The organism is Candidatus Allofournierella merdavium (assembly GCF_944382735.1).
Taxonomy (GTDB): domain Bacteria; phylum Bacillota; class Clostridia; order Oscillospirales; family Ruminococcaceae; genus Allofournierella_A; species Allofournierella_A merdavium.
Genome location: NZ_CALWND010000004.1, coordinates 23945 through 45629 on the forward strand (window position 1 = coordinate 23945; position 21685 = coordinate 45629).

Annotated in this window: 17 protein-coding genes; 7 read left to right on the plus strand and 10 right to left on the minus strand. The window is 64.5% G+C overall.

The features are described from left to right. Positions 1 to 13: 13 nt before the first annotated feature. From ACH2A7_RS03665 to ACH2A7_RS03710, 10 genes are all read right to left on the minus strand, one after another. Positions 14 to 1033, minus strand: a complete 1020-nt coding sequence (locus ACH2A7_RS03665) for a glycosyltransferase family 2 protein (RefSeq protein WP_394960186.1) — start codon at positions 1031 to 1033, stop codon at positions 14 to 16. 259 nt (positions 1034 to 1292) lie between these two features. Next, a complete protein-coding gene (locus ACH2A7_RS03670) occupies positions 1293 to 3701 on the minus strand; it encodes a glycoside hydrolase family 3 C-terminal domain-containing protein (protein ID WP_394960188.1) in 2409 nt (802 codons plus the stop codon). An 89-nt stretch (positions 3702 to 3790) separates the two neighbouring features. Further along, on the minus strand, positions 3791 to 6745 hold the full coding sequence (locus tag ACH2A7_RS03675) for a glycoside hydrolase family 3 C-terminal domain-containing protein (protein ID WP_394960190.1): 2955 nt from the start codon (positions 6743 to 6745) through the stop codon (positions 3791 to 3793). A gap of 208 nt (positions 6746 to 6953) precedes the next feature. Next, complete coding sequence (locus tag ACH2A7_RS03680) at positions 6954 to 8285, minus strand: GHKL domain-containing protein (RefSeq protein WP_394960192.1); 1332 nt, start codon at positions 8283 to 8285, stop codon at positions 6954 to 6956. Beyond that, positions 8282 to 8992 (minus strand): LytR/AlgR family response regulator transcription factor, encoded by a 711-nt coding sequence (locus ACH2A7_RS03685; RefSeq protein WP_394960193.1) that lies wholly within the window; start codon positions 8990 to 8992, stop codon positions 8282 to 8284. Before ACH2A7_RS03685 ends, ACH2A7_RS03680 begins: the two co-directional genes overlap by 4 nt. A gap of 244 nt (positions 8993 to 9236) precedes the next feature. Further along, the gene (locus tag ACH2A7_RS03690; RefSeq protein WP_394960195.1) at positions 9237 to 10445 is read right to left on the minus strand and encodes an aspartate kinase; all 1209 of its coding nucleotides are present in this window, start codon (positions 10443 to 10445) and stop codon (positions 9237 to 9239) included. A 67-nt stretch (positions 10446 to 10512) separates the two neighbouring features. Then, positions 10513 to 11403, minus strand: a complete 891-nt coding sequence (gene thrB / locus ACH2A7_RS03695) for a homoserine kinase (RefSeq protein ID WP_394960197.1) — start codon at positions 11401 to 11403, stop codon at positions 10513 to 10515. 12 nt (positions 11404 to 11415) lie between these two features. Next, positions 11416 to 12645, minus strand: a complete 1230-nt coding sequence (locus ACH2A7_RS03700; RefSeq protein WP_394960199.1) for a homoserine dehydrogenase — start codon at positions 12643 to 12645, stop codon at positions 11416 to 11418. A 41-nt stretch (positions 12646 to 12686) separates the two neighbouring features. Then, positions 12687 to 13112 carry an ACT domain-containing protein gene (locus ACH2A7_RS03705; RefSeq protein ID WP_394960201.1) on the minus strand — a complete coding sequence of 142 codons (426 nt, stop codon included), beginning with the start codon at positions 13110 to 13112 and terminating at the stop codon, positions 12687 to 12689. Positions 13113 to 13376: 264 nt separating this feature from the next. Further along, positions 13377 to 16082 (minus strand): transglycosylase domain-containing protein, encoded by a 2706-nt coding sequence (locus tag ACH2A7_RS03710; RefSeq protein ID WP_394960203.1) that lies wholly within the window; start codon positions 16080 to 16082, stop codon positions 13377 to 13379. A 90-nt stretch (positions 16083 to 16172) separates the two neighbouring features. On the opposite strand from ACH2A7_RS03710, the gene ACH2A7_RS03715 reads away from it, so the two are divergent. The 7 genes from ACH2A7_RS03715 (at position 16173) to udk (ending at position 21657) form a co-directional block, all read left to right on the plus strand. After that, the gene (locus ACH2A7_RS03715) at positions 16173 to 16472 is read left to right on the plus strand and encodes a hypothetical protein (protein WP_394960205.1); all 300 of its coding nucleotides are present in this window, start codon (positions 16173 to 16175) and stop codon (positions 16470 to 16472) included. 217 nt (positions 16473 to 16689) lie between these two features. Further along, positions 16690 to 18468, plus strand: a complete 1779-nt coding sequence (locus tag ACH2A7_RS03720; RefSeq protein ID WP_394960207.1) for an HAD-IIIC family phosphatase — start codon at positions 16690 to 16692, stop codon at positions 18466 to 18468. Positions 18469 to 18487: 19 nt separating this feature from the next. Beyond that, positions 18488 to 18730, plus strand: a complete 243-nt coding sequence (locus tag ACH2A7_RS03725) for an acyl carrier protein (protein ID WP_394960209.1) — start codon at positions 18488 to 18490, stop codon at positions 18728 to 18730. Positions 18731 to 18796: 66 nt separating this feature from the next. Beyond that, positions 18797 to 19213: a MaoC family dehydratase gene (locus ACH2A7_RS03730; protein WP_394960210.1), complete on the plus strand. Its 417-nt coding sequence runs from the start codon at positions 18797 to 18799 to the stop codon at positions 19211 to 19213. A gap of 9 nt (positions 19214 to 19222) precedes the next feature. Then, positions 19223 to 19954 carry an SDR family NAD(P)-dependent oxidoreductase gene (locus tag ACH2A7_RS03735; protein WP_394960212.1) on the plus strand — a complete coding sequence of 244 codons (732 nt, stop codon included), beginning with the start codon at positions 19223 to 19225 and terminating at the stop codon, positions 19952 to 19954. Beyond that, positions 19951 to 20940 carry a hypothetical protein gene (locus tag ACH2A7_RS03740; protein ID WP_394960214.1) on the plus strand — a complete coding sequence of 330 codons (990 nt, stop codon included), beginning with the start codon at positions 19951 to 19953 and terminating at the stop codon, positions 20938 to 20940. Before ACH2A7_RS03735 ends, ACH2A7_RS03740 begins: the two co-directional genes overlap by 4 nt. Before the next feature lie 90 nt (positions 20941 to 21030). Further along, positions 21031 to 21657 (plus strand): uridine kinase, encoded by a 627-nt coding sequence (gene udk, locus ACH2A7_RS03745; protein WP_394960216.1) that lies wholly within the window; start codon positions 21031 to 21033, stop codon positions 21655 to 21657. The last annotated feature ends 28 nt before the right edge of the window (positions 21658 to 21685 follow it).

Sequence of the window (21685 nt, forward strand, 5' to 3'; positions counted from 1 at the left end):
CCGCTCCTCCTTTTTAGTTGAAGCCCACAACTTTCTGGCTGATCTTATAGGCGGCCACCGCGATGGCGCGCCCCGGCGCGCCGGGCAGGTTCATCACGATGCCAAAGAGGCCCCAGCGCAGTTTTTTGTAAGCCCAGGGGTTCGCGGTGCGGATGTACTGCCACAGCTGGCGCTTCTTCTCCAGATGCTCCTTCTCCCCGCCCCGGATGAGCAGGATGGAGGAGACGGTGGTGATGATCTCCAGGTAGTTGAACAGATACTTGCGCAGCCGCGGTTCCTTCACCGCCTGCAGGTCCACCTGTTCCAGCATCAGCTTGTTCACCCGCAGCTGCTGGTCGATGCGGCGGATCATCACCGCCTCGTTCACCGACTGGTCCTCCCGGCCGATGTAGTAGTGGTAGAGGTCAAGATCCAGATAGTACAGCGTCCTGACCCAGCGCATCGGCACATAGACATAGAGGTTATCCACATAGAAGGTGTGCCGGGGCAGATCCAGCTTGCAATCCCGCAGCAGCTGGGTGCGGTAGATCACCGAGTGCATCAGGATGTACTGTCCCTTGCGGAAGTGGCCCGCCTCATTCCAGTGGAAGGGCCGCCCCTCGGGCAGCACCCCCCGGTACTCCATCACCTTTTTGTGCTTCGCGCCCACCTTGTCGTAGATGTAGTTGCACACCAGCAGGTCCACCGGCTCGCCCTCGGCGGCGGCAAAGCCGCGCAGGGCGTCCAGCACCTTGGGATAGGCCTTCTCGTCCAGCCAGTCGTCCGAGTCCACCACCTTGAAGTAGAGGCCGGTGGCGTTCTTCAGCCCGGCCATCACCGCTGCTCCGTGGCCGCCGTTCTCCTGGTGGATGGCCCGCACCACACCCGGGTGCTGCGCTTCCAGCTCGTCGGCGATGGCGGCGGTGCCGTCCTTGGAACCGTCGTCCACCACCAGGATCTCCACCTCGTCTCCGCCGGGCAGCAGCGTCTCGACGCAGTGGCGCATGTAGTCCTGGGAATTGTAGCAGGGCACCGCGATGGAAAGCAATTTCATAACTTGAACCGCCTTTATCGTTGATATGAGTGTAGACAAAAACAAAGGGCGATGGGAACCATCGCCCTTTGTCTATTCTACACCATTCCGCTGCGTTTTTACACCTTTTCCGGGTGGTTTTTATGGTATGGCCTTGAAAATTGCCAAGAACCGCCAAAAGGGCCGCCGTGGTTTTGCGCCGGGGTGGCAAAATCCGCCAAAGCCCCGTCGGATGCGCCCGCCCCGGGACCCGGTGTTCGCTTCATGGGCCGCCGCGCGGTCAGGCGCTTTGTTTCTGGGCCTTTCTGTTGGCGGAGAAACCCCTGATCAGCCGGCCCGCGCCCTTGAAGAAGTGGCCGTTCACCATGGTCAGAATGGCCTCGGCCATCTCCATGCTCACCATGCCGTTCATCATCTTGGCAATGCCGCGGAAGGGCATGTTGTAGATGAACAGGATGTTCAGGTCCGGCTTGCCCGCCGCGATGCTCTTGTTCTTGGTGTTGGTGAGGATGCGCCCCGCCAGCCGGGCGATGGGGTTCTTGGCGTAGTACATCTGGCAGATGGCGTCGTTCATGCCCAACAGGCTCTTTTCGTCCCACTTCCCATCGGGCACCGGCCGGCCCAGCAGGGCGGCAAACGCCTCGTCGGGCACGTCCTCCAGCTTGAGGTCGTAGTAGCAGGCCAGCTGGTCCCGATCCGCCGGGGCCGGGGCTGCCTCGCCCGCCACCGCCACGCCGCCGGTGAGGCGGATGTCGGCGCAGCTGGCGCCCACCATCACGGTGTACTCGCCGCCCTCGGTCTTCCAGGCGTTCGCCTGCACATCGAACCAGCGGAAAGCCTTGTCGTCCAGGGGGATGCTCACCCGGCGGCTCTCGCCGGGGGCCAGGCGCACCTTGGCGAAGCCCTTGAGTTCCTTGGCCGGGCGCAGGATGGCGCTGCCGGGCTTGCCGACGTACACCTGGGCCACCTCGGCGCCCTCCACGCTGCCGGTGTTGGTGAGGGTGAAGCTGACCTCATCTTCGCTCACCGCCAGGTCGCTGTAGGCAAAGCTGGTGTAGGAGAGGCCGTAGCCGAAGGCGAACCGCACCGGCTTTTGCGCCGTCTCAAACCAGCGGTACCCCACAAAGGGCCCCTCCCGGTACTCGGCGGTGCGCTGGTTGCCGGGCCAGTAATGGCTCACCGGCTCGTCGGCCCACTCCAGCGGCCAGGTCTGGCTCACATGGCCCGCCGGGCACACCTGCCCGGTGATGACCCGCAGCGCGGCGGCGGCGCCCGCCTGCCCGCACAGGCCGGTGTAGACCAGGGCCTTGCAGTGCTCCAGCCAGGGGGTCTCCACCGGGCTGCCGGCGGCCAGCACCACCACCACGTTGGGGTTGGCGGCGGCCACCTCTTTCAGCAGCCGCACCTGGTTTTCCGGCAGGCGCATGTGCTCCCGGTCCAGGCCCTCGGTCTCGCTGATCTCGGTGAGGCCCAGATAGAGCAGCACGGTGTCCGCCTGTTTGGCCAGCGCCAGCGCCTGCTCGGTGAGGGCCTTGTCCGGCGCGTCCGCCCGGGTGAAGCCCTGGGCGTAGCCCACGCTCTCCAGCGGCATATCCCCCAGCACGTCCAGCGCGCACTCCAGTTTGGTGGGGTTCACCAGGCTGCTGCCCGCGCCCTGGTACCGGGGGGTGGCGGCGAAATCGCCGATGACCGCCACCTTCGCGCCGGCGGCCAGCGGCAGGATGTTGCCCTCGTTCTTCAGCAGCACCACCGCCTCCTGGGCCACCTTGGCGGCCAGGGCGTGATGGGCGTCCTTGTCAAAGCTGCCGTCGGCCTTCTCCTTCGGGGCCACCGCCAGGATCACGTCCAGCAGTTCGTCCACCCGCTCGTCCACCACCGCTTCGGGGATGGCGCCGGCCTTCACGGCGGCGGCCAGCTGCCGGTCGGAGTCGCCGGCGGTGCCGGGCATCTCCAGATGGCTGCCGGCCCGCACGCCGTCCACATGGTCGTTGGAGCCGCCCCAGTCGGTGACCACGGCGCCCTCAAAGCCCCACTCGCCCCGCAAAATATCGGTCAGCAGGGTCTTGTCCTCGTTGGCGTAGGTGCCGTTGATCTTGTTGTAGGAGGACATGATGAATTTGGGCTTGCCCTCCTTGACGGCGATCTCGAAGTTGGTGAGATACAGTTCCCGGAAGGTGCGCATGTCCACCACGCTGTCGCTGGCCATGCGCAGGGTCTCCTGGCTGTTGGCGGCGAAATGCTTGGGGCAGGCGGCGATGCCCCGGCTCTGGATGCCCCGGATGTAACCCGCGGCCATCTTGCCGGCCAGGATGGGGTCCTCGGAGAAATATTCAAAGTTGCGCCCGCACAACGGGCTGCGCTGGATGTTGAGCCCGGGGCCCAGCACCACGCTCACCCCCTGAGCCACCGCCTCCTCGCCCAAAGCGGCGCCCAGTTCCTCGCCCAGGGCGGGGTCCCAGGTGCAGGCCACGGTGACGGCGGTGGGCCAGCAGGTGGCGGGCAGGCTGGCGTTCAGGCCCAGATGGTCGCCGTCGCCCACCTGCTTGCGCATGCCGGTGGGGCCGTCGGACAGGTAGATGGCGGGCACGCCCAGCCGCTCCACCGGCCGGGTGCTCCAGATGTCCCGGCCGGACAGAAGGCCGCACTTTTCCTCCAGGGTCATCTGGTCGATGAGTTCCTTGTGTTTCATTCTAAGCTCCTTCGTCTGTCGGGCTTTACGGCCACAGGGGCGGGGCCCGAAGGCCCCGCCCCGGTTAAGACCGAAAAAGCGAACGGTGTTTATTCGGCTGCGCCCTCGCCCTCGGAAACAGTCACCACGGGCTGTTCGGCGATGCGGCGCTTGAAGTTCAGCACAGCCTTCACTTCCAGGGCCGCCAGCGCCAGCACCAGCACGGCGTCAATGCCGTAGGCGATCAGCTGCCAGGTGGGCAGGCCGGGGTTCAGGTTCTCCTCCGCATAGGCGCGGCTGTTCACCACGGTGTAGAGGATGTTCTTCACCGCCTGCCGGGCGGCCAGCACGCCGGTGGCGCTGGTGGTGTCGGTCAGGTAGTTGGTGGCGGTGGGGTAGTTCACCAGGCAGAAGTCGGTGCCGCCCCGGATGCCCTGGTCGGCGTTCATGTAACCGTAGACGCCGAAGTAGTCGGTGAGCACCATGCCCACGAAGCCCCACTCGTCCCGCAGGACGGTGTTGCACAGGGCGTTGCAGGCGCCGGCCCACTCCGCGCCCACATAGTTGAAGGAGGACATCGCCGCGTCGGCGCCGCCTTCCTTCACGGCCAGCTCAAAGGGCTTGAGGTAGATCTCGCGGATGGACTGCTCGTTGGCCCAGGTGCAAAGCATGGTGTTGCGGTTGGTCTCCTGGTCGTTCAGCGCGAAGTGCTTGATGTAGGAGTAGACGCCAAAGCTCTCGGCGCCCTGCACGGCCTGGGCGGCCAGCTTGCCGCTGAGCACGCCATCCTCAGAGTAGTACTCGAAGTTACGGCCGCTGAAGGCGGAGCGGTGGATGTTCATGGCGGGAGCGTACCAGCCGGACACATCCAGGTCGTCGGCCATGCGGCCGATGGAAGCGCCGAACTTGTAGACGGTGTCGGTGTTCCAGGTGGAGGCCATCATCACGGTGCCGGCAAAGCCGATGGAGCCCTGCTGGGTGAAGTTGTTGTTGATGGAGGCCGGGCCGTCACAGTCGTAGGTCTGCACCTTGCCGATGCTGTTCAGGGGAGCGGTCTGGTAGCCGCCCATGGCGATCAGTTCGCTCATGTCGGAGACGGTGAGCTGATCCAGGAAGGTATCCCACTGGGGATCGTCGTAGGCGAGGCCCCGCATCTGCACCAGCTGGATGTTGCTGTTCACACCGGTGGCGGGCATCACGTCGTTGGGGTCGTTGTGAGCGGTGGGGTCGTAGTTGGCGTTGTTCAGGAAGGCCGCCTTGCCCTCCTCGCTCATGGACAGGCTGGCCGGAGCCGCGGTGGCCTCGGCGTAGTTGGCGAAGTGGTCGGCGCGGGACAGGTAGGTCACGTCGCCCTCCACGGCGTCAAACTGGTTGGTGGGAGCGGTCTTGTCGGTGGAACGGCCCTCGTTGTAGACGATGGTGGTGGGCACGTTGTACACACGGCTGTCCAGAATGGTGTGGGAGTCGGAGTTGATGCTGATCACATAGTCGCCGGCCTCCAGCACATAGGCGGCCGCGCCATAGGTGTCGTAGGAGGCCATGTCCTCCGCCTTGAAGCTGATGGTCAGGGTCTGGGAGGCGCCGGGCTCCAGCACGTCGGTCTTGTCAAAGGCCACCAGGTTGGCGGTGGCCTTCTCGATGCCGCCGTTGGTGTAGGGAGGATTGAAGTAGACCTCCACCACGTTCTTGCCGGCCACGCTGCCGGTGTTGGTCACGGTCACGTCAAAGCTGATGGTGCCATCCGCTTCGGTGATGTCGCTCATGGTCTGGCTGAAGGTGGTGTAGGACAGGCCGTAGCCGAAGGGATACACCACGGTGGAGTTGTAGTCGATCAGGCCCTCGGCGGCGGCGGTCTCGTAGAACTTATAGCCGACGTAGATGCCTTCCACATAGTTCACGAAGCTGGGCAGAGCGGTGGTCTCCTGCTGGGTCATGAAGTTGGTGGAGACCACGGCGTGCTCGTCCATGTTGTCATACATGAACTGGCCGAAGTTGTTGAACACGGGGGTGCTGAGCAGGTCGTAGACAAAGGTGTCCACGGTCTTGCCGGAGGGGTTCACCGCGCCGGCCAGCACCAGGCCCACGGCGTCAAAGCCGTTCTGGCCGGGGCAGGGAGCGTAGATCGCGGCATCCACGGGATACTCCTTCAGGAAGCCCAGCTCCATGGCGTTGTTGGTGTTGATGAGCACGACCACCTTGTCGAAGTTGTCGCACACCATCCCGAGCATCTCTTCCTCGCGGTTGCTCAGCTGCAGGTAATGGTCGCCGGCATCCCAGTCGTTGCCCTCGTTGAGGGTGTCGTCGTAAGTACCGTTGAAGTAGGAGTTGCCGGTGGTGGCGTCCTTCTCCTTCCAGCTGCCGTCCACAACGGCGGCCATATCGGTGGGCATGTCGGCGTTCTCACCGCCGGGCCGGGAGAAGACCACCAGCGCGGTGTCGGAAAACTCCTTGGCGGCGGTCATCATCTCATCGGTGTAGGCGTTCACGTTGGGCTCGGGCAGAGTCCAGTCCTGGGCCCACATGCCCACACTGGGCCGCTCGGCCTGGTAGGCCTCGTAGAAATCCACAAGGTCCTGGTTCACATTCAGGCCGGCGTTCTTGAGGCCGGTGATCAGGTCGGTCACGGCGTACTGGTCATTCAGCGCGCCGGAACCCACGCCGCCGTACACAGGGGCGGTGGAGGCCCAGCCGAAGACGTTCACGTTGGCGCCGCTGGAAAGGGGCAGCGCGCCGTTGTTCTCCAGCAGGGTGACGCCCTCGCTCACCAGTTCGGTGTTCACGTCGTAGGCCTCGGCCATGCTCTCCTCGGTGATGGCGCCGCCGCCCATGGCCAGGTTGATCATGGTGAACATGGGGCCAAAGCAGATGGTGTTGACCACGATCACCACCACCAGGCCCAGGGCCACCAGGGCACTGCTGCGGGCCAGTTTTCTTTTGGCAACGGGCAGCGCCTTGAACGCCACCAGTGCCACCAGCGCGACGACCAGCGCCACGCCCAGCACGATCAGATGATTCTTCACGCTGGACAGGACGTTGAGGACGTCTTGAATGTTGATGGATAACATTTTCCATTCCTCCTTGTTTGCCTTTCGCCAGGGCCTTGCGCCCCGCGCGTTTTCCACGATCATACTGTAGCACAAATTTTGCTCTCAAAACTGTCGAAGGGACAAACTGCCATTTTTGCGGCACAAACGGGAAAACGCTTTGTGCAAATTTGCAATGAAAAGCCCGACTTGTTTGTGTAACACGCACAAGTCGGGCATCCCCGGGCATTTATTCAGCCGCTGACTCCTCCGCCAGCGGCAGCAGGATCTTGAGTTCGAACCAGTTTTTCCGGGTGTTCACCGTCACGGTGCCGCCGTACTTCTGGGCGGTGCGCCGGATGCTCTTGAGGCCGTAGCCGTGGTAGGCGGTGTCTCCCTTGGTGGTGCGGGGCAGGCCGTTTTCAAAGGTCAGCTCCCCCTCGAAACAGTTCTCAAAGCGCAGCAGCGCAAAGTTTTTCTGCCGTGCCACCGTCACATGGATCAGCCGCTTTTCCTTGTCGTCGATCTTTTTCACGCTCTCGATGGCGTTGTCCAGGGCGTTGCCCACCAGGGTGCACAGGTCCATGGGGCTCACCGCCTCCAGCACCGTGCCGTCGGCCACGGTGGTCACGCGGATGCCGTGCTTCTGGCAGTAGAGGCTCTTGCCGGTGAGCAGCACGTCCAGCACCTGATTGCCGGTCTTGTTCTGGGCCTCGTAGGTGTTGATGTCGCTCTCCATCTCGTCCAGCCAGGCGCTGCGGCGCGTTTCGTCCGGCTCGGCCCGCAGCGCGGCGATCTGGTGTTTCAGGTCGTGGTATTTGCGGTTGATGAGATCGATGCTCTCCCGCGATTGCTGGTATTGGGCGTACTGGCTGCGCAAAATTCCGTCGATGGTCTCTAACTCATGGCGCATCTGCAGCTCCACCCGCTGCAGATGGTAGGCGTAGAGGATGGCGATGCCCCCCAGATCCACCAGGGTGCGGATGTTGAAGATATCGCTCACATACTGGCTGCTGAAGGGGGTGTCCGCCTGGGTGTAACTCAGGTTGCTGATGAGGAACACCGACGCGCCGATGATGACCGCGTTCGCCAACTCCCGCCCGGTGACGGCCACCGGGTGTTCCGCCGTGCCGCTGCGCACCTCCAGCAGGTAGACGATGCCGAAGGCCGCGGCGTACACCACCGCGAGAAAGGCCAGGCGGGCGGGCAGCCGGTCCGCCCCGGCCAGGTTCGCGTAATGATAGTACAGCTGCCACTCCAGCGAGGCGCCGAACTCCGCCAGGATGAAGGCCCGCACGGTGTAGTAGCCGGCGCTCAGCGGGCCGCTGCCGCACCCGAAGTTGATGAAGAGGAACATCAGGCCGATGGCTGCCAGCATGCAGGGGATCCACAGGGGCAGCGGCACATTGTCGGTGAGCACCAGAAAGGCGCTCTGCACCGCCAACATCCCGGCGGCCGAGGCCCAGAAGCGGGCGCTGGCCCGCTTGCGGGGCCGCAGCGAGAGGATGTAAACAAGGCAGGCCAGCCACTCGGCCAGCGCCGTGTACAGGCGGGGGATGTCCGCCAGGTCGCCCGGATTCATTTGATCACCCCGCCCACATAGTCGGTCAGCGCCGCCAGAAAGTCATTTTTCCGCCCCCGGCTGATGGGCAGCGCCTGCCCGTTCACCATGGCGCAGCCGTCCCGCACGCTGTCCACATGCTCCAGGTTCACAAGGCATCCCTTGTTGCAGCGGTAAAAGCCGTAGTTCTCCAGCTTTTCCTCCACCTCCCGCATGGTGCCGGTGGTGGTGTGCTCGCCCTCCGCCGTGCAGAAGATCAGGTTGTGGCCCTGGCTCTCCACATACAGGATGCGGGAGATGTCCAGCTTCTGCGCGCCGCCCCGGATGGCGATGGTCATATAGCGGCGCGCCCGCCGCTTCATCCGGCCGATGGCCCGCTCCAGCCGCTGACTGAAGGCAAAATAGCTTATGGGTTTCAGCACATAGTCCAGCGCGTCCACCGCGTAGCCCCGGATGGCATACTGCGCCATGTTGGTGATGAAGATGATCACCACCTCCGGGTCCACCTTGCGGATCTCCTCGGCGGCGGTCATCCCGTCCATGAACTTCATCTGCACATCCATCAGGATGATGTCGTACTGGGCGCGGTAGTTCTCCAGGATCTCGTCGCCGTCGCAAAAGCGCACCGTCTCGATCACCTCGCCGCTCTCGGCCTGGTACCGTTCCAGGTATTCCTCCAGCTGCCGGGCGCAGGAGTCCTCGTCCTCCACAATGGCAATGCTGATCATGGGCTTTTCTCCTTTCCTGTGATGTTGAAGTCCCGCCAGGCGCCGGCCCCGCGGGCCGGCCGCCTTTGTCACAAGTGAACAACCGAGAGGCGCGGCAGCGGTCAAACTGCCGAAAAAAACAGCAGACGGCGCGGCAGCAAAGCCAAGGCTGCCCGCCCCGGCCAAGCAGCCGCGCCGCGTTGTTCTGTATTCTGTTGCCCGGTTTCGGCCGGGTTTTTCCCGAAGGGGCGATGCCCCGCCCGGCTCAGGGAATGAAGGCGTCGTGGATGGCGCTCACCGCCCGGTCGGCGTCCTTCTCGTCGATGATCACGCTGATCTTGATCTCGCTGGTGCTGATCATGTGGATGTTCACGTTGGCCTCAAACAGCGCCTCGAACATCCGGCTGGCAACGCCGGGGTTGGACTGCATGCCGGCGCCCACCACGCTCACTTTGGCGCAGTGGGTCTCCACCTTGATCTCCTTGCCGCCGAAGCGGGTCTGGTTCTCCTTGAGCACCTCCACGGCGTTGTCCGCCTCGCTGAGGGGCACGGTGAAGATCAGGTCCTTGTTGCCGCCGCGGCCGGTGGACTGCAGGATGATATCCACGTTGATGTTGCGGCTGGCCAGCGCCCCGAACACCTTGAAGGACATGCCCGGCACATCGGGCACCTCCATGATCGAGATCACCGCCACGTCGGTGTCCTTGGCAACGCCCTTGATGAGCATCCCTTCCATATCGTCTGTTACCTCCTTCACGATGGTCCCCGGCACCGGGTTCAGGCTGGAGAGCACCTCCAGTTCCACGCCGTATTTCTTGGCCAGCTCCACGCTGCGGTTGTTCAGCACCTGAGCGCCCAGGCTCGCCAGTTCCAGCATCTCGTCAAAGGTGATCTGCTCCAGCTTGCGGGCGCCGGGCACCTTGCGCGGGTCGGCGGTGTAGACGCCTTCCACGTCGGTGAAGATCTGGCAGCGGTCGGCGTGCAGCGCGGCGGCCAGCGCCACGGCGCTGGTGTCGGAGCCGCCCCGGCCCAGGGTGGTGACGTCCTCCAGGCGGTTCATGCCCTGGAAACCGGCCACCACCACCACCCGGTTGCGGGCCAGTTCGCTCTCCACCCGCTCGGTGTCGATGCGGCGGATGCGCGCTTTGGAATAGGCGCGGTCGGTGATGAAGCCCGCCTGCCAGCCGGTGAGGCTCACCGCCTGCACCCCCAGCACGCCCAGCGCCATGGCCAGCAGCGCGATGGAGATCTGCTCGCCCGTGGCCAGCAGCATATCCATCTCCCGCCGGCTGGGGTCGGATGTGATCTCCGCCGCCTTGGCGATCAGGTCATCGGTGGTGTCGCCCTGAGCGGAGACCACCACCACCACGTCGTTGCCCGCCTTGCGGGTGTCGGCCACAATGCGGGCCACATTGAACACCCGATCCCGATCGGCCACGGAACTGCCGCCGAATTTCTGCACGATCAAGGCCAAATTTCCTCAACTCCCTCTCTGTGTCCGCAAACAATGCCCCAGGGCATATATATGCATCCACATATAATTATTCTACCACAGCGCCGGTGTTGTCTGCAAGCATCCGCCGCAGTGAGAAGGCCAGCGTCTCCGGCGTCTCCGCCAGCAGTTCCTCGGCCCGGCCGAAGAAGTCGCTGTTGTCCCGGTGGACCACCGCCATGATGGTGGGGCCCGCGCCGGAGATGTACACCGCGTAGGCGCCCAGGTCCCAGGCGATCTCGAAGATGCGCTCGCCGCCGGGGATCAGCGGCAGACGGTACTGTTGGTGCAGCGCGTCCTTGGTGGCCACCTTCAAAAGTTCGTAGTCCCCGTCACAGAAGGCGGCGGTGGCCAGCGCCGCCCGGGACAGGTTGTACACCGCGTCCGCCCGGTCCACCGTTTTAGGCAGCGCCGCCCGGGCCTTCTCGGTGAGCAGCTTGAAGTTGGGGATAAAGGCCGCGAAGGCCAGCTCCTCGTTGATGGGCTTGCGCACGCTGTACACCTGGCCCTCATCGTAGACGCTGGTGACAAAGCCCCCCAGCATGGCCGGGGCCACGTTGTCCGGGTGGCCCTCGATGCTGGTGGCCAGGGTGAGCATCTGCCGCTGGGTGAGGGGCGAGCCCAGCAGGGCGTTGGCCCCCAGGATGCCCGCCACGATGCAGGCGGAACTGGAACCCAGGCCCCGGGCCATGGGGATGGGGTTTTCCTGCCGGATGCGGATGCCCTTGAGGGGCTGGCCCAGCTGGTCGAATACCGCCTTGGCCGACCGGTAGACCAGGTTGCCGGGGCCGGTGGGCACCAGGGTGCCGTTGCTGGAGAGGATGTCGATGCGGTCGCTCTCCTCCAGCGTGACGGTGTTGTGCATCGAGAGGGCAAGGCCCAGCGCGTCAAACCCGGCGCCCACGTTGGCGCTGGTGGCGGGCACGATCACCTTTACCATGGTTTTTCCTCCTCAATCGGCAAGCTGGCGCAGCACCAGCTCCACTTTACCGCCCAGGGCCGTGACCTTGCGGCCGGCCTCCTCCAGGCCCCGGGGGGCGATGTAGGTCACCAGATAGGCCGCCTCGCTGCCGTCGTCGCTCACCAGCTCCCCCTCGCCGTAAACGGCGGGCAGCACGGTGGCGGGCAGTCCCTTCACCCGCACATAGCAGGTGGCGGGGGTGGGGTCCTCCAGCAGGCCGTCAAAGGGTTCGCTGGGCTGCCAGAACAGGCTGTCGTGGATCTTGACTCCGTTTTTCAGCGCGTCGATCACGTCCGCCACCACCGCGCTGGCGGTGGGCAGCCGCCCGGCGCCCTTGCCGTAGAACACCACGTCCCCCAGCATGTCGCCCTTCATCAGCACGGCGTTGAACACGTCGTCCACGCCGGCCAGCTGGTTTGCCTTGGGCACCAGCATGGGCTCCACCGCGGCGGTAACACGGCCGTTCTCGTCCCGCTTGGCCCAGGCGATCAGCTTGATCACGCAGTCCAGCCGGGCGGCGGCGGTGATGTCCGCCACCGTGATGCCCCGGATGCCCCGGGTGGGAATGTTCTTCGGATAAAAATGCCGCCCGAAGGCGATGCTGGCCAGAATGGCGATCTTGCGGCAGGCGTCGGGGCCGTCCACGTCGTCGCCGGGGTCCTTGGTCTCGGCGTAGCCCAGCTGCTGGGCGATCTTCAGCGCGTCGTCAAAGCCCATCTCCTCCCGGGCCATCTTGGTGAGCATGAAGTTGGTGGTGCCGTTCACGATGCCCTGCACCTCGCTGATGACGTTGGCCGCCAGGCACTGATGCATGGGGGTGATGATGGGGGTGCCGCCCCCCACGCTGGCCTCAAAGAGAAAGGCCACCTTGTTTTTCTTTGCCAGCGCCAGCAGTTCGGCGCCGTAGGTGGCCACCATCTCCTTGTTGCTGGTCACCACGCTGCGGCCGCTCTCCAGCGCTTTGCGCACATAGGGATAGGCGAACTTGGTGCCCCCGATGGTCTCCACCACCACCTTCACTTCCGGATCGGCCAGGATGGTGTCGATGTTGTCCACAAACAGGGCCGCGTCGGGGTGGCCGCTGAAGTCCCGGATGTCCAGGATGTATTTCACTTCCACCGGCTGGCCCGCCCGCCGGCTGACGCTGGCCGCGTTGCGGCGCAGCACCTCCAGCACGCCGCCGCCCACGGTGCCGAAACCCAGGATCGCGATCTTTGCCATAATCTGCCTCGTTCCTTTCCTTCTCTGCCGCCCGCGGCGCCTCACACGCCCTGGCGGATCTCCACCACCGTGCGCTGGCGGCGCAGCTTCTGCAGCATCTCCTCCACGCTCATCTGCATGGTGTCGGTGCGCACGCTCACCGCCACCTGGGCGGCGCCGCTCTCCGGCGTGGACTGGTTGATGGTGACCACGCTGCCCCCCGCCGCGCTGATGCCCGCCAGCAGCGCCTGCAAAGCGCCGGTCTCGTCCAGCAGGGTGGCCAGCACGGTGATGACCTTGCGGCTGTTGCGGGCGTCGAACACGCAGTCCTTATATTTGTAAAACGCGCTGCGGGACAGCCCCGCCTGCCGCGCCGCCGACGAGATGTTGCGCACCGCGCCGCTGGCCAGCAGTTCCTTTGCCTTGAGCACCTTGATGAACACATCCGGCAGGATGCTGGCGTCCACCAGCAAGAAACGACGTTCCATACTTTCCCTCCGGGCCCTGTTTCCGGGCCAGCTTTTCCGGCGCAATTGTGCTCGAAATGAGCACATCTGTGTCCGAAAACGTTACAACGGTTATACTATACCACTTTGCCATGCCAAAGTGCAAGGCCGCGGGCCCCTCCGCGGCAATTTTCGGCATATGGGGCACTTTCCGGCTTTTTCGCCCCCTTGCGTTTGCACACAATGTACAAAGAGCCCCTTCTGTTCGCGTGTGGCGAACAGAAGGGGCTCTTTTCTCTTGCCGGATCAGGGATGCAGGGTGCAGTAGCCGGGCATATTGTCGGCGGTGTAATAGCCCACCGCCGTGTTGGGGCAGTTGACGGCCAGTTCGCCGGTATCCACGCAGTAACGGGCGGTCTGCACATCCTCGCTCACCGGGAAGGCCTTCACCTCCAGGTCGGCCTGGATGGTGTCCATCAGCTGCTTCCACGCCTTCTGGATGGGCTTCGCGTTCTGGCCCTTCTTGACCTTGGTAATGTCATAGGGCTGGTCGTAGCCCCACCACACGCCGGTGACGTAGTAGGGGGTCAGGCCCACGAAGGTGAAATCGTGGTTGTCGGTGGTGGTGCCGGTCTTGGCGGCGGCCTCCATCTCGCCGGCGGGCATGATGGTGGTGCCGGCGGTGCCGTTGGGGCCCAGCACGCCCTGAAGCAGCCGGTTCATGATCATGGCGGTGCTGGGCTTGATGGCCTGGGTGTGCACCACGTTGACGGTGTTGTCCAGAATGACCTCGCCGGTGACGGCGTTCTCCACGATGGTGTACAGGTGGGGGGTGACATACTCGCCGCCGTTGCCGAACATCTGGTAGGCGCCGGTGAGCTCCATCAGGCTGATGCCCTTGGAGAAGCTGCCCAGCACCATGGGGGCGTAGTCGGCGTCCGCCTCGGTGAGGTGGGTCATGCCCAGGGTGTCGCGGGCGAAGCTGTACATATAATCCTTGCCCACCCGCTGCCCCACCCGCACCGCGATGGTGTTCTTGGAGCGGGCGATGGCGGTGTTCACGGTCACAAGAGCGCCGTCGCCGGGGCCCTCATAGTTGGTGGGCCAGTCCTGCCAGATGTCGGGGTTGGCCAGCACCTCCGGCGCGTCGTTCTCGTACATCTGGGCACCGTACTGGGGGTAGGACGGCCGCAGCATGGTTTTGACGATCTTGCCCACGCCCAGATCGGGCAGGGCGCTGGAATAGTGGATGAGCCCCGAGTCGATGCCCAGGGAGTAGGCCGCCAGCGGCTTCATGGTGGAACCCACCGACCGCTGGGTGCCGCCGTACTCGGGGGCCACCGCCCGGTTGAGCCCCAGGTCGGTGGTCTTTTCACCCAGGCCGCCCACCAGGGCCAGCACCTGCCCGGAGTAGTCCATGGTGAGCATGGCCGACTGGGTGCGGGCATTGTAGTAATACACCGGCTCGCCGTCATCGTTGGTGCCGGTCTTGTAGGTGCCGTCGTCGTTCACCACGATGTTCTCCAGTTCGGCCGGGTCGGGCACCTGGCTCTGGAGCACCTCCTCTTCATGCCACAAGGCCGGGATGGCGTCGTCGGCGTTGAGCATGATCTTCTCCATTTCCTCCTGGATGTAGGGGTCCATGGTGGTGTAGATGCGCAGGCCGCCGTTGTAGATGAGGTTGTGGGCCTCGGCGGCGGTGTAGCCCAGTTCGTCCTGCAGCTGCTGGAGCAGCATTTTGTACACCGCGTCGGCGAAGTAGGAGTTGTTGGAGGAGGTGGTGATCACGTCCGCCTCCTTCTCCTCCGCCAGCACCAGCGGGCTGGACACCGCCTCGTTGTACTCCGAGTCGGTAAGCTTGCCCTGCTCGTGCATCAGCTGCAGGATCCAGTTGCGCCGCTGCAGGTGCTGCTCGGGGTTGGTGTAGGGGTTGTAGCCGGTGGGGTTCTTGGTGATGGCCGCGATGCTGGCGCACTCCGCCGGCGACAGGTCCGCCAGGTTCTCCACATTGAAATAGTTGGACGCGCCCGCCTTGACGCCGGCGATGGAGCCGGACAGGCTCACCGTGTTCAGGTAGGCCTCCAGGATGGTGTCCTTGTCGTAGCGCTTGTCCAGCCCCAGGGCGCGGAAGATCTCCCGCAGCTTGCGGTCCACCGAGACGTCGTCGTCGCCCAGGATGTTCTTGATGAGCTGCTGGTCCAGGGTGGAAGCGCCCTGCATGCTGTCGTAGATGGGGAAGCCCAGCTTGGTGGCCACATAGTTGATGGTGGCCGCGATGGTGCGCTTGAAGTTCACACCGCTGTGCTCATAAAAGTCCTTGTCCTCCACGCAGATGAAGGCCCACTTGAGATAGGGGTTGGTCTCGATCTCCTGCAGGTCCACCCACTCCCGGTCGTTGCTGTCGTGCCACTCCTCGGTGACCACCCACTCGCCGGTGTCGTGGTCCCTGGCCAGCAGCTGGCTGGTCTGGGCCAGTTCCAGGTTGTTCAGGTCCAGCAGTTCGGCGTCGTTGGCGGTGATCTCCACCGCGTACAGGCTCAGCAGCACGGCCAGCACGCTGCCCACCATCACGCCCAGGCAGATGCAGGCAGCGATGAACTTCATGAAGCCCTTGAAGATGCGCAGGGCTCTGGGCTGCTTTTTGCCGTTGCGGGGGCGCCGTTCGCCCCCCTCCTCCCCTGCCGGCTGGCCGGCGGGGCGGGTCGCGCGCCGGGGCGACGAGGAGATGCGGGAAGGGCCGTTTTTGCCGCCGGTGCGGGCGGAAGCGCCGCGGCCGGGGGCCGCGCCGCCATGGGCCGCGTCCGATCGGTTGAGTTTCCGGCCCTGGCCGCCGCCCGCGCTGTGGGCGCCGGAGGTGCCGGCGCCGTCGGGCCGCCGGATGTTGCGATGCTCGTTGGATTCTATGGGGACCGCCTCCTTTGCGGAAAGATCAATGGTTCCTGTGTCGTCCGGGCCTTTTTGTGCAAACGAAAACAGACGGCCGCGGACCGCCATGTTGGTATTATACCACAACCCCGCCCTCCAAGTACAGTGAAATCCCTTTGAAAATTGTTTGAACAGCGTTCACCGCGCCCATACTGGCCGTGAAAGGGGGTTTTGAGGATGACAAAACTCTGGGTCTCGCTGGTGGCGGTGCTGTGCGCGGCGAGCCTTGCGCTGAGCCTTTTCTGGATGGTCCGCCCCGCCCGCCAGGACGGGGACGCCGCCTCCGCCGCGCCCTACCTGCTGAAGGATTACGGCGGCAAACTGGCGGTGTTCACGCCCGGCGGCAGCGAGCCGCTGCGGGTCTACGAGGTCTACACCCGCCTTTTGCCCGAGGGGGACGTGACCGCGCTGCAGCAGGGCATCCCGGTGGAGAGCGAAGAGCGGCTGGACCGGCTGCTGGAGGACTTCGGCGCCTGAGGCGGCCTTTGCGCCCGCCGGGCCCCGTCGCCCCCGTACCGGCGCCGCGGCCGGCCTCTTCCTCTTTTGCCGCGCCTTGCCCGCCGCCGTTTTTGCCTTTTCCCCGGTTTGCCTGTGCCGCGGGGCCGCCCGCCCCGACGGCCCTTTTCGGTTGCTTTTGGCCGGGGGCTATGGTACAATGAATTTGTAAAAATTTGTAACAAACGGAGGCGTCACCGTGGACCTTTTACGCAGTGATTTCGACCCCACGCTGGTTTTGCAGCAAAAGCGGCGCTTGAAGCGGGAACTTTTGCAAAAAGAGGGCCTCGTCCCCAAAAAGGTGGCCATCCTGAGCGGCAGCACCATCGGCGAGATCAAAAACATCCTGGAACTGTTTTTGCTGGCCAACGGCATCCGGCCGGAATTCTACGAGGGCGGCTATTCCCTGTTCTATGAAAACCTGGTGTTCGACGACGGCTCGCTGAAGGGCTTCGCGCCGGACTTCATCTACATCCACACCAGCCAGCGGAACCTGAAACTCTGGCCCGAGGCCCAGGACGACGCCGCGGCCTGCGAGGAGAAGCTGAACGCGGAGTACGCCCGCTTCGAGCAGGCGGCCAGGGCGGCGCTGGGCTTCGGCTGCCCGGTGGTCATCAACAATTTCGACCTGCCGCTCTACCGGGTGATGGGCAACCGGGAGGGGGTGGATGTGCACGGCCGGGTGCGCTTTGTGCGGCGGCTGAACGAGAAGCTGGCGGCGCTGGCCGAGTCCACCCCGAACCTGTACATCAACGACCTGGCCTACCTGCAGGCCCTCTACGGCATGGACCGGTTTAGCAGCGTCACCGCCTGGTACGCCTACAAGTACGCGGTGAGCCTGGAGTGCCTGCCCTATCTGTGTCAGAGCGTGGCCAACATCATCAAGAGCCTTCTGGGCAAGAACAAGAAGGCCCTGGCCCTGGACCTGGACAACACCCTCTGGGGCGGCGTCATCGGCGACGACGGGGCCGAGGGCATCGTGATGGGCAGCGAGACCCCCGCCGGCATGGCCTACGCCGAGTTCCAGGGCTACCTGAAGGAGCTGGGCAAGCTGGGGGTGCTGCTGAACGTGTGCAGCAAAAACGAGGAGGCCATCGCCCGCACCGGCTTTGACCGGGCGGACAGCGTGCTGAAGGCCGACGACTTCCTCTGCTTCAAGGCCAACTGGGAGCCCAAGCACCTGAACATCGCCGCCATGGCCAAGGAGATCAACATCCTGCCCGAGAGTTTCGTCTTTGTGGACGACAACCCCGCCGAGCGGGAGATCGTGCGCCGGGAACTGCCCATGGTCACGGTGCCGGAGCTCACCAGCCCCGAGGAGTACATCGCCGCCATCGACCGGGCGGGGTACTTTGAGGTGACCACCCTCTCGGCGGACGACAAAAAGCGGGCCGAGATGTACAAGCAGAACGCCCAGCGCGCGGCGCTGGAGCAGAGTTTCGGCAACTACGACGACTACCTCAGGAGCCTTGACATGGTGTGCGAGATCGGCGCCTTCGACGCGCCCCACGCCGAGCGCATCACCCAGCTGATCAACAAGACCAACCAGTTCAACCTCACCACCCGCCGCTACACCGCCGCCGAGGTGGAGGCCCTGCTGGACAACGATGAGTACATCACCCTCTACGGCCGCCTGGTGGACAAGTTCGGCGACAACGGCCTGGTCACCGCCCTGATCGGCCACCGGCAGGGGGACGTGCTGGACATGGACCTGTGGATCATGAGCTGCCGCACCTTCAAGCGGCGGCTGGAGCACGCCATGTTCGACGAACTGGTGCGCCGGGCCGCCGCCGCGGGCGTCAGGACCATCGTGGGCCACTACTACCCCACCGCCAAAAACTTGCTTGTGAAGGATTTTTATGCTACAATCGGCTTTGTAAAAACCGCCGAGGACGAGGCCGGCAACTGCACTTTTGAGTTCACCGGCTTCGAGGGCTACCAGCCCCAGTGCGGCGTGATGGAGATCAAACGGGTGTGACCCGAAAAGGAGCGTAACAATGGATAAGCAGAGCATTTTCGAGGCCGTGCAGGAGATTTTCCGCGACAACTTCGACGACGAGGACCTGGTCATCACCCGCGAGACCTGCGCCGACGACATCGAGGACTGGGACAGCCTGGAGCAGATCAACCTGCTCACCGCCATGGAGAAGAAGTTCGGCCTCAAGTTCAAGCTGGAGGACGTGCGCGGGCTGGAAAACGTGGGCGACCTGCTGGACCTGATCGAGCGGCTCACCGCCTGATCGTATGCTGTGAAAAGGCCGGGCACCTGCCCGGCCTTTTTTAAAAGAAGAAGGAGTTTTGCACCCATGAACAGCTACACCCTAGCCGACCTTGCCCCCGGCATGACCGCCAGCTTCACCGTCACCGTCACCGAGGCGATGATGGATGCCTTTTACGCCATCACCGGCGACGACAGCCCCATCCACATGGACGCGGAGTACGCCGCCGGCCGGGGCTACCCCGGCCGGGTGGTCTACGGGATGCTGGGAGCCAGCCTTTTCTCCACCCTGGCGGGGGTGTACCTGCCGGGAGAGCACTGCCTGCTGCACAGCGTGGAGGCCAAGTTCGCCAAGCCCGTTTTCATCGGCGACACCCTCACCGTCACTGGCAAGGTGACCGAGGTGAACGACACCTTCGGCGAGATCACCGTCAAGGCCACCATCGAGAACCAGAACGGCCAGAAAGTCACCCGCGGGCTCATCAAGGCCGGTGTGGCCAGATAAGGAGGACCTATGAGCAACGTCTATCTCATCACCGGCGCGTCCAGCGACGTGGGCTGCGCCCTCATCCGCCGGCTGTACCAGCCGGGGGATCTGTTCATCGCCCAGGGCGCGGGCGACCTGGCGGGCCTGGCCGAATTGTGCCAGGAACACCCCGGCGCCATCCGCACCTACGACGTGGACCTGACCAACGAGAAATCGCTGAAGGTCTTTATCGAGGATGTGCAGGCAAACTGCCCCGCCCCCACCCACTTTGTGCACCTGCCCGCGCTGCGGGTGGTGAACACCAAATTCAAAAAATTTGACGAGGAGCGCTTTGAAAAGGACCTGAGCGTGCAGCTGCGCAGCGCGGTGGCGCTGTGCAAAGCCTTCCTGCCCGCCATGGCCAAGGCCAAAAAGGGCCGGGTGCTGTTCATGCTCACCAGTTACCTGCTGGGGATGCCCCCCAAGAACACCGCCGCCTACATCATGGTCAAGAGCGCTTTGGGCGGCCTTGCCAAGAGCCTCGCGGCGGACTACGCCCCCCATGGCGTCACGGTGAACTGCGTGGCCCCCAGCATGATGGAGACCAAATTCCTGGCCGACACCAGCGACCTGATCGTGCAGGCCAGCGCCGAGGCCAACCCCATGGGCCGCAACGCCACCCCGGCGGACGTGGTGCCCGCCATGGCGTTCCTCTTGAGCGACGAGGCCGGCTTCATCACCGGTGTCACCCTGCCCATCACCGGAGGCAGCGCCCTGTGAGCGCCCCGGTGCTGCGCCTCGCGCATCCGGACGAGGCCCAAAGGGTAGTGGATTTCATCAACGCCAACTTCGACTGGAAGCTGCCCCTCGTAAACAGAGAGGAATATTTCAGGTTTTATTACCGCAGCGGAGAACAGCTTCAGTTCGCCCTGGCGGAGGAGGAGGGCCGCCTGTTGGCGGTGGCCGGCTACATACGGGCCGCGAACGCCCCCGGCGCCGACGTATGGGTGTCGGTGTGGGTGGCCCAAAAGGGCCACAACGGAGTGGGCCTGGAGCTGATGGCCGCCCTGCCGCGCCTCACCGGCGCGGGAGTGGTGGCCTGCAACAACATCCGCCCCAAAACCATGGCCTTTTACCGCTTTCTCGGCTGGCACGCCGGGCGGGTGGGCCACTTTTACCGGCTGGCGGGCCTTCCGGAGTACCGGCTGGCGAAGATCGCCGACCCCACCGTGCTGCCCGCCGGGGGCGACCTTTCGCTGGAACCGGTGGCGGACGCGGCCGCCCTGGCGGCGCTGGGCATGCCGGCCAGCCCCCACACCCCCCGCAAGGACGTGTGGTACATGGGCCGGCGGTATTTCGCCTTTCCCCACCTGACCTATTCGGTGTACGCCGCAAAGGCGGGCGGGCGGCTGCTGGCCTATCTGGTCTGCCGCGTGGTGGACAGCGGCCAGGGCAAAGCCCTGCGCATCGCGGACTTCGTGGGCGACACCGCCCTGTTGCCCCGTCTGGGGGCCGCCGTCGACCGGCTGCTGAAGGCCAGCGGCGCGGAGTACGCCGAGTGCTACTGCGCCGGGGTGGACCCGGCGGTGATGGCGGCGGCGGGCTTTTCCGAGCGCAAAGAGGGGGACGCCAACATCCTGCCCAATTACCTGCAACCGCCCCTCTTTGAGAACACCGAGTATTACTATTTCACCAGCGACCCCGCGCGCTTTGTGCTCTTCAAGGCCGACGGCGACCAGGACCGGCCCAACCTGCCGGCCACCTGACGGCGGCTGGCCATCCCCTTTCCGGGGCTTTCCCTCGTCTTATTCCGCCGGCAGGCCGCCGGCGGCCACATAACAAAAGGAGGCTGCGGTATGAATACAATGGTACTGGGCATTGCCGGCGGTACCGGCAGCGGCAAGACCACCCTGACAAGGCGGCTGAAGGAGCGCTTCGGCGATCAGATCAGCGTCATCAGCCACGACAACTACTATAAACGTCAGGACGAGTTGACCTATGAGCAGCGCTGCCTGACCAACTACGACCACCCCGACGCCTTTGACACCGACCTGATGGTGGAGCACCTGAAGGCGCTGAAGGCGGGCGAGACGGTGCTGTGCCCGGTGTACGACTTTTCCCAGCACAACCGCTCGGATGACTTTATCCAGATCCGCCCGGCGCCGGTGATTTTGGTGGAGGGCATCCTGATCTTCGCCAGCCCCGAGTTGTGCGACCTGATGGACATCAAGGTGTATGTGGACACCGACGCCGACGTGCGCATTCTGCGGCGCATCGTGCGGGATGTGAAAAAGCGGGGCCGCACGCTGGACAGCGTGGTCACCCAGTACCTGACCACCGTCAAGCCGATGCACGAGCAGTTCGTGGAGCCCAGCAAACGCCGGGCGGACCTGATCATCCCCGAGGGCGGCAAGAACCAGGTGGCGGTGGAGATGCTCATTCACCGTCTGGAGAGCCATCTGGCCGGCGAGAGCGAGGACTGAACGCCTCCCCCCTTCGTGGCCCGTGCGC

What these genes read in the sequence shown, in the direction of transcription:
- ACH2A7_RS03665 (WP_394960186.1), bottom strand. Translation starts at nt 1,033, where the DNA reads ATGAAATTGCTTTCCATCGCGGTGCCCTGCTACAATTCCCAGGACTAC.
- ACH2A7_RS03670 (WP_394960188.1), bottom strand. Translation starts at nt 3,701, where the DNA reads ATGAAACACAAGGAACTCATCGACCAGATGACCCTGGAGGAAAAGTGC.
- ACH2A7_RS03675 (WP_394960190.1), bottom strand. Translation starts at nt 6,745, where the DNA reads ATGTTATCCATCAACATTCAAGACGTCCTCAACGTCCTGTCCAGCGTG.
- ACH2A7_RS03680 (WP_394960192.1), bottom strand. Translation starts at nt 8,285, where the DNA reads ATGAATCCGGGCGACCTGGCGGACATCCCCCGCCTGTACACGGCGCTG.
- ACH2A7_RS03685 (WP_394960193.1), bottom strand. Translation starts at nt 8,992, where the DNA reads ATGATCAGCATTGCCATTGTGGAGGACGAGGACTCCTGCGCCCGGCAG.
- thrB (WP_394960197.1), bottom strand. Translation starts at nt 11,403, where the DNA reads ATGGTAAAGGTGATCGTGCCCGCCACCAGCGCCAACGTGGGCGCCGGG.
- ACH2A7_RS03700 (WP_394960199.1), bottom strand. Translation starts at nt 12,645, where the DNA reads ATGGCAAAGATCGCGATCCTGGGTTTCGGCACCGTGGGCGGCGGCGTG.
- ACH2A7_RS03705 (WP_394960201.1), bottom strand. Translation starts at nt 13,112, where the DNA reads ATGGAACGTCGTTTCTTGCTGGTGGACGCCAGCATCCTGCCGGATGTG.
- ACH2A7_RS03715 (WP_394960205.1), top strand. Translation starts at nt 16,173, where the DNA reads ATGACAAAACTCTGGGTCTCGCTGGTGGCGGTGCTGTGCGCGGCGAGC.
- ACH2A7_RS03725 (WP_394960209.1), top strand. Translation starts at nt 18,488, where the DNA reads ATGGATAAGCAGAGCATTTTCGAGGCCGTGCAGGAGATTTTCCGCGAC.
- ACH2A7_RS03730 (WP_394960210.1), top strand. Translation starts at nt 18,797, where the DNA reads ATGAACAGCTACACCCTAGCCGACCTTGCCCCCGGCATGACCGCCAGC.
- ACH2A7_RS03735 (WP_394960212.1), top strand. Translation starts at nt 19,223, where the DNA reads ATGAGCAACGTCTATCTCATCACCGGCGCGTCCAGCGACGTGGGCTGC.
- udk (WP_394960216.1), top strand. Translation starts at nt 21,031, where the DNA reads ATGAATACAATGGTACTGGGCATTGCCGGCGGTACCGGCAGCGGCAAG.